Source organism: Tardiphaga sp. (assembly GCF_028290495.1).
Lineage (GTDB): Bacteria > Pseudomonadota > Alphaproteobacteria > Rhizobiales > Xanthobacteraceae > Tardiphaga.
In genome coordinates this window covers 1-7521 of record NZ_JAQGJT010000067.1, presented here as the reverse complement: position 1 = coordinate 7521, position 7521 = coordinate 1, and the positions used below count along the sequence as shown (strand labels likewise).

The 7521-nt window shown below is 63.6% G+C and carries 6 protein-coding genes; 1 reads left to right on the top strand and 5 read right to left on the bottom strand.

The features are described from left to right. Nucleotides 1-168: 168 nt before the first annotated feature. From JWQ24_RS12535 to JWQ24_RS12515, 5 genes are all read right to left on the bottom strand, one after another. Nucleotides 169-1167, bottom strand: a complete 999-nt coding sequence (locus tag JWQ24_RS12535; RefSeq protein WP_299808093.1) for an SPFH domain-containing protein — start codon at nucleotides 1165-1167, stop codon at nucleotides 169-171. A gap of 221 nt (nucleotides 1168-1388) precedes the next feature. After that, complete coding sequence (gene hemH / locus JWQ24_RS12530; RefSeq protein ID WP_299808091.1) at nucleotides 1389-2426, bottom strand: ferrochelatase; 1038 nt, start codon at nucleotides 2424-2426, stop codon at nucleotides 1389-1391. A 72-nt stretch (nucleotides 2427-2498) separates the two neighbouring features. After that, nucleotides 2499-3572 carry a nickel/cobalt transporter gene (locus JWQ24_RS12525; RefSeq protein WP_299808089.1) on the bottom strand — a complete coding sequence of 358 codons (1074 nt, stop codon included), beginning with the start codon at nucleotides 3570-3572 and terminating at the stop codon, nucleotides 2499-2501. 134 nt (nucleotides 3573-3706) lie between these two features. After that, complete coding sequence (locus JWQ24_RS12520) at nucleotides 3707-4321, bottom strand: DUF1007 family protein (RefSeq protein ID WP_299808087.1); 615 nt, start codon at nucleotides 4319-4321, stop codon at nucleotides 3707-3709. Between the two features lie 204 nt (nucleotides 4322-4525). Then, nucleotides 4526-6634, bottom strand: a complete 2109-nt coding sequence (locus JWQ24_RS12515; protein WP_299808085.1) for a M3 family metallopeptidase — start codon at nucleotides 6632-6634, stop codon at nucleotides 4526-4528. Nucleotides 6635-6764: 130 nt separating this feature from the next. Here JWQ24_RS12515 and JWQ24_RS12510 point away from each other — a divergent pair, with 130 nt between their 5' ends. Then, complete coding sequence (locus tag JWQ24_RS12510; RefSeq protein WP_299808083.1) at nucleotides 6765-7016, top strand: hypothetical protein; 252 nt, start codon at nucleotides 6765-6767, stop codon at nucleotides 7014-7016. Nucleotides 7017-7521 lie beyond the last annotated feature (505 nt).

Sequence of the window (7521 nt, the reverse complement as noted above, 5' to 3'; positions counted from 1 at the left end):
AGAGGATAGACCTTCCCCCACCCGCCGCACGCTATCGCGTGCGATAGCCGAAGCTCCGCTTCGGCGTTCTTCTCCCAGAACGGCCGCCGAAGGCGGCCTACGCTCCCCCGCAAGCGGGAGAGGTAAGCTGCGTGCGAAGATGCACCTAACATAATCAATTCCTCTGCCTCACCGCGTCGGCGTGAACGGCGGCGGGGTCGGGCCGGCCGGCGGCACCGAACCGCGCCGGGCGGCGGCTGTGGCCGAGGCTGCGCTTTCGCCGAAGGTGGCCTTGGCGATTTCGCCGATGCCGGCGAGCGAGCCGAGAAGGCTGGTCGCCTCGATCGGCAGCATGATGATCTTCTGGTTCGGTGAGTCCGCAAACTGCCCGAACGCCTTGATGTATTTGTCGGCGATAAAGTAGTTCAGCGCCGCGACGTCGCCGCTGGCAATTGCGTTCGACACCATCTGCGTCGCCTTGGCCTCGGCTTCGGCGGCGCGCTCGCGCGCTTCAGCGTCCAGGAAGGCTGCTTCGCGGCGGCCTTCGGCCTGCAGGATCTGGCCCTGCTTGGCGCCTTCCGCACGCAGGATTTCGGACTGCCGCTGGCCTTCCGCCTGCAGGATGTCGGCGCGCTTGACGCGCTCGGCCTTCATCTGCCGGCCCATCGCTTCCACCAGATCGGCCGGCGGCACGATGTCCTTGATCTCGATGCGGTTGACCTTGAGGCCCCACGGCGACACCGCGGCATCGACCACGCGCAGCAGCCGCTCGTTGATCTCGTCGCGATGCGACAGCACCTGGTCGAGGTCCATCGAGCCCATCACCGAGCGGATGTTGGTCATGGTCAGCACGACGATGGCCTGGGTGAGGTCGGAGACTTCGTAGCTCGCCTTCGCCGCATCGAACACCTGGTAGAAGGCGACGCCGTCCACGGTGACGGTGGCGTTATCCTTGGTGATCACCTCCTGCTCGGGAATCGAGATCACCTGCTCCATCATGTTGACCTTGCGGCCGACGCGATCGAAATACGGGATGATGAGATTAAGCCCCGGCGACAGCGTGCGGGTGAACTTGCCGAACCGTTCGATGGTCCAGTCATAGCCCTGCGGCACGGTTTTGACGCCAGCGAACAAAGTGAGGATGATCAGAACAACGAAGGCAATGGCGAAAATATCGAAGCCGGTCATTGAAAATCTCCAAGGGTGAACGAATTGACGCGCAGTATAGGCGAAGCGCCGAATGGCGTCCTGTCGCATCGCGCCCGAGAAAGAACTGTCATTCCGGGGCGTGAGCAGCGCTAGCTGCGAGCGAACCCGGAATCCGGAGATGTCAAAAACACCTCGGGATTCCGGGTTTGCACTTCAAGCGGCTTCGCCGCCTGAAGCACATCCCGGAATGACAGGCTAGCTCAAATCCAGCCCTGCAGTTCGCGCAGCACCAGACCGCGGATGACGTCCATCCCGGGATCGCTGTCGTTGAGACAGGGGATCGCGGAGAACTTCTCGCCGCCATTGTGCAGGAAGATCTCGCAGTTTTCCTGCGCGATCTCCTCCAGCGTCTCCAGACAGTCCGCCGAGAATCCGGGCATCACCACGGCGATGCGCTTCACGCCGTCTTTGGCGAGCTGCTCGATGGTTTTGTCAGTATAGGGCTTCGGCCACTGGTCGAAGCCGAAGCGCGACTGGAAGGTCAGCAACAGCCGCGGGGCATCCGACCCCATGCGCTGGCGCAGCGCCTCGGTCGTGGCGATGCACTGCGCCTGGTAGGGGTCGCCCTTGTCGATGTACTTCTGCGGCATGCCGTGGAAAGAGGCCACCACCAGTTCGGGCACGTAGTCCAGCGTCGCGATGTGGCTCTCGATCGAAACCGCCAGCGCGTTGATGTAGTCCGGCTCGACGTAATAAGGCGGCGTCACCCGCAGCGTCGGCTGCGCGCGCATCTTGGCCAGCACGTTGAACACCTCGTCGCACACCGTGGCGGAGGTCGCCGCCGAATATTGCGGATACAGCGGCACCACCAGAATGCGTTCGCAGCCCTGCGCGGTCAGTGCCGCGATGCGCGAGCGGATCGACGGGTTGCCGTAGCGCATCGCCCAGTCCACCGTGACGTGCGCATGATCGGCCAGCCCTGCTGCGAGCTTGTCGGACTGGTTGCGCGTGATCGTCTTCAACGGCGACTCGTTGAGTTCGGTGTTCCAGATCTTGAGATAGTCCTTGGCCTTGCGCCGCGGCCTTGTGTTCAGGATGATGCCGTTGAGCACCAATTTCCAGAACAGACCCTGATTCTCGATGACGCGCTTGTCCGACAGGAATTCGCGCAGATAGACGCGGACGCCGCGCGCGTCGGCGCTGTCCGGCGTGCCCAGATTGACCAGCAGCACGCCAACGCGTTCCGCCGCCTTGTCGACGGTCAATTCGGGGCGCTCATGGAGATCAATGTTCGTCATGATATCGGTGGCTTTGCACTTTGGACGAGGCTTGCCCAGACAAGCACCCGGCGCAGGAATCAAGAAACAAAATCAGAAACAGGTGACGCGTTCGCTGGCCACGTAACCGAGCAACAGGCCGACGCCAAACAGCAGCACCACAGCGGCAGCGCCGAATTCGAGGCCGCGCATCACCAGCGCGCCGCGGCCATCGCCGCCGCCGCTGAGGCGGCGCGCCAGGCCCTTGGCGGTCACGGCGATGACGGCGATCGCCGCCACGGTGATCGCCGTGCCCAGACCCATCACGAAGGTGGCGGCGATGCCGGCCCAGAACATGCCCTGCGCCAGCGCGAACACCAGCACCAGGATCGCGCCCGAGCACGGCCGGATACCGACCGCGAAGATCGCGGACAGACCGCGCTTCCAGCCGCCGGGACCGGCGAGCTGGTCCGGCGTCGGGCCGTGGGAATGACCGCAATGCTCGTCATGGACGTGGTCATGCGCGACGGCTTCGGTGTGCGCCGCATGGGCGTGCGAATGGCCGTGGTGATCATGATCATGGTAGTCGTGGTGGTGCGCGCCGGCGTGCGCCATCGCCAGATCCGGCGCGGGCACGGCCGGCGTCGGCCAGGCACGGAAGAAAATGCGGCCCTTGCTCCACACGAGCTTTGCCCCGAAAGCGGCGATCAGCGCATAGCTGGCGACCTCGATGATACGCTCGGTGCCGCACATCGTCTTCGCCGTGATGTTGAGCAGCCACGCGCCGATGCCGACGATCAGCACGGCGACCAGCGCCTGCATCAGGGCGGAGACGAACGACAGCGCGATGCCGCGTTTGGCGGTCTCTTCATTGGCGATCAGATAGGACGAGATCACCGCCTTGCCGTGGCCGGGGCCTGCGGCGTGGAAGATGCCGTAGGCAAACGAGATCGCCAGCAGCGTCCACACCGCGCTGCCGTCGGTCTTGGCGGCGCGGATCGCCGCCGACATCGCGCGGTAGAACTCGGACTGCTTGGTCAGCAGCCAACCGACGATGCCGCCGACCTGCGAGTCCGGTGCAGCCTTCGGCGCGCCGAAAGGATTTTGGGCGAAGGCCTGATGCAGCGAGGCGTCGGCGATCACGGCAACGGCGAACAACGCGATGCAGAGGATCGTCGCCCGATACACCGTCCCCTCCCCGTCATGGCGAGGAGCAAAGCGACGCGGCAATCCAGAAGCACCAAGCGAAGACTGGATTGCTTCGTCGCAAGGGCTCCTCGCAATGACGGGGGAAAGAACGGCGCCCGACGGCTTCCCTGCACTCATGGGCAGTTCACCGTGATCTTGTTGGCGAACATCGCGCCGAAATTGGCGTTCTCGCCACCGTCCGCGAAATTTTCCTCACCGAGCTTCTGCGCGGCGGGCGCGCCGTCGCGCGGCCGCTCGATCGCCACCGCGCAGCTGGCAGGCGCTCCGACGAGGCGGATCGGATCGGTCTTCTCCAGGCTGAAATCCACAAAAAAGCTCGGATCGTAAATTTCCAGCGCGAGCTGCCTGGTCTTGAACGGCGTCTTGAACGGCATCGTGAAATGCAGCACCAGCGCGCCGTCCTTCTGCTCGAGATAGTAGTCGACCGGGTCGAGGAAGCGCTGCTTCTTTCCATCGGTCTTGGCGAAGGTGAAGAAGCCGAACTCCTTCAGCGATTCGACATTGGTCTGCGCCAGGCCAGCCAGTTCCTCGCGGGTGTAAACGCCCTTGGTCTTGGACTCGATGCCCTGCAGCGCATAGGTCGAGAACATGTCGTCGAACTTCCAGGCATGCCGCACGCCAGTGAGGCTGCCGTCCGGCGCGTAGACCAACTCGCTGGAAGCGACGACGTAGACGTGCGGATGGGCGGAGGCGGCGGTGATGGTGCCGGCGAAGGCGAGAAAAAGCATTAGCGAGCCAAAGACGCAGTGCCTTAGCGTTGCGGTAAAGCCTCTCCGCGTGTCATCCCCGCGAAGGCGGGGATCCATACGCGCTGTTGTCGTGTTCACCTTCGGGGCCAATTGCATAGCGTCGTTAAATCCGTTGGTGGTTATGGGTCCCCGCCTTCGCGGGGACGACGTGTTGAAAAGACGCAGCCTGGATCGCGGCGGTTGTCACGCCGCCTCCGGTGTGTCGAGCAGCCCGCGGCGGCGCAGCAGCGCGTCGGGGGCGGGCGGACGACCGCGGAAGGCGATATAGGCCTGTTCAGGATCGACCGAGCCGCCCGACGAATAGATGTCGTCGAGCAGACGCTTCGATACCGCGGGATCGAAGATGTTGCCGGCTTCCTCGAACGCGCCGAAGGCGTCGGCGTCCATCACCGCGGACCACATGTAGCTGTAATAGCCCGACGCGTAGTGATCGCCGGAGAAGATATGACCGAACTGGGTCGGCCGATGCCGCAGCGAGATTTCCGCGGGCATCCCGATCTTCTCCAGCTCCTTCTTCTCGAACGCCGCCACGTCCGCGCTGGCCGAGGCCGGCTGGGTGTGGAATTCGAGGTCGATCAGCGCCGAGGACACGAACTCCACCGTGGCAAAGCCCTGGTTGAATTTTCGCGCGGCGATGAAGCGCTTGAGCAGATCATCCGGCAGCGGCTCGCCGGTCTGGTAATGCTTCGCGAACTGCCTGAGCACCTGCGGCTGCTCCTGCCAGTGCTCGTAAAGCTGCGACGGCAGTTCGACGAAGTCAGTGAACACCGAAGTGCCCGACAGCGAGGGATAGGTCACGTTCGACATCATGCCATGCAGCCCGTGGCCGAATTCATGAAACAGCGTGCGCGCGTCATCCGGCGACAGCAGCGAGGGCTGGCCGTCGGTGCCCTTGGAGAAGTTGCAGACGTTGAGAATCAATGGCGCGATGTCGCCGTCGAGCTTCTGCTGATCGCGCAGCGAGGTCATCCAGGCGCCGGAGCGCTTCGAGGTTCGCGCGAAGTAATCGCCATAGAACAGCGCCTTGTGCGCGCCGTGGGCGTCCTTGACCTCCCAAACGCGGACGTCGGGATGCCACACCGGCACGTCCTTGCGTTCCTCGAAGGTGACGCCGAACAACCTTGTCGCGGTGTCGAACGAGGCGGCGATCATGTTGTCGAGCGACAGATACGGTTTGATCGCGGCGTCGTCGAAATTGGCGCGGCGCTGCCGCAGCTTCTCGGCGTAGAAGCGCCAATCCCACGCGGCAAGCTTGAAGTTGCCGCCGTCCTCCGCGATCAGTTCCTGCAGCGCATCGCGGTCGGCCAGAGCGCGTTCCCGCGCCGGCTTCCACACCCGCTCCAGCAGGCCACGGACGGCCTCCGGCGTCTTCGCCATCGAGTCTTCCAGACGGTAGGCGGCGAAGGTGGGGAAACCCAGCAGCTTCGCGGTCTCCTCACGCAGCGCGAGGATTTCGACGATGACGTCATTGTTGTCGTTGGCATTGCCGTTGTTGCCGCGTTCGATGAACGCCTTGTAGGCCTTCTCGCGCAGGTCACGGCGGGTCGAGCTCTTCAGAAACGGCTCCATCGAGGATCGCGACGTCGTGATGATCGCACGGCCCGCCATGCCGCGTTCTTCTGCAGCGGCCTTGGCGGCGGCGACGAAGCTCGACGGCAGCCCATCGGTGTCGTCCTCGCCGATTTCCATGAACCAGTCCTGCTCGTCGGCGAGCAGATGGTGGCTGAAGCTGGTGCCGAGCGAGGCGAGACGCTCGTTGATCTCCGCCATCCGCGCCTTGGCGACATCATCCAGGCCGGCGCCGGAGCGGTGGAAGCGGTTATAGCTGCGCTCCAGTAGGCGCATCTGCTCGGCCGTGAGACCCAGCGTGGCGCGGTTGTCGTGCAGGGCGGCGATGCGGCCAAACAGCACGGCATTCATCATGATCGGATTCCAGTGCCGCGCCTGGCGCAGCGAGACTTCCTTGTCGATCTCCAGCAGCTTCGGGTTGGAATGCGCCGAGACCAGATCGTAGAACACCGCCGAGACGCGGCCGAGCAGCTTGCCGGAGCGCTCCAGCGCAGTGATGGTGTTGGCGAAATCCGGCGTCGCGGGATCGTTGACGATGGCGGCGACTTCCGCCGAATGGTCGAAAAATGCCTGTTCGAACGCCGGGATGAAGTGCTCGGGCAGGATCTCGGCAAAGGGCGGGGTCTCGAACGGGGTGGTCCAGGCTTCAAGCAAAGGATTGGGCTTCAGCAGCGGATTTTCGAGACCATTCGACGCAACCACCGCATTTGACGTTTCTGACATCATTTATCCCGCTTTGCCGACCATTTATGCAGCCGCACCTATACCATGCCGTGGGGCTTTTTCAGGCCCATTAGCGCTTGCCGCAGCAGGCTTTTTCGGAGAGATTGCGGCTCCAAACAGGACGTTCAACATGACCACCTCCACCGCCCCCCGCCGGATCTACTGGCCTAGCGTCATCACCGTGATTTCGGCCGCGATCCTGATCGGCGCCGAAGTGTTCGGCGGCGCCTTTGCCGGCGGCTGGGCCTTGTCGATCCTGTTCGGGCTCGACACCACCGGCGAGCACATCCTGCAGGTGGTCCTGTTCCTGGCCGGCGTCGCCATCATGTTCGCCTTCCTGCGCGCCGCGCAGCGCGTCGAGCCGTTCACCCGCCGGCGCTGAACTGCCGCTCGCCAATGCAAGGCGCCTTCCGGCGAAGCGAACCAGGCTTTGCCTGTGGCTGCTTGATGGCTTGGCTCGCCATGACAGCTGAGGCCTTCCCTGCCTGCATCAGACACTCTCGCGCCGTGAAATAACTTAATATCCGTTCATGATCGACGCCCGGCTGCATCATGTTTGCAGCGCTGCGCACCTGTGGTGTGGAAATATACCCGCGACCCAAGAAAATTGTTGCGAAGCAGGGTCAAACACCCTAATTCCACTCTTGCCCAATTTCGCACGTGCCTGTGGTCGTGTGTCAGTCGGTAGGTATCCGGACAAGAGGCCGGACAGCCGCCAAGGGACAAGGAAGCCGAGGGTCATTCGATCGCAAGATCGGGAGGCCAGCATCTCTCTCCAGGGATGCCGATGAAGGTGACTTTGATCCTTGCAACCGTGACTGGCAGCCGGAGGCGAACCGGCGCACCTCGTTCTCAACGGGGGACGCGACTTAAAGCAACGACGGATC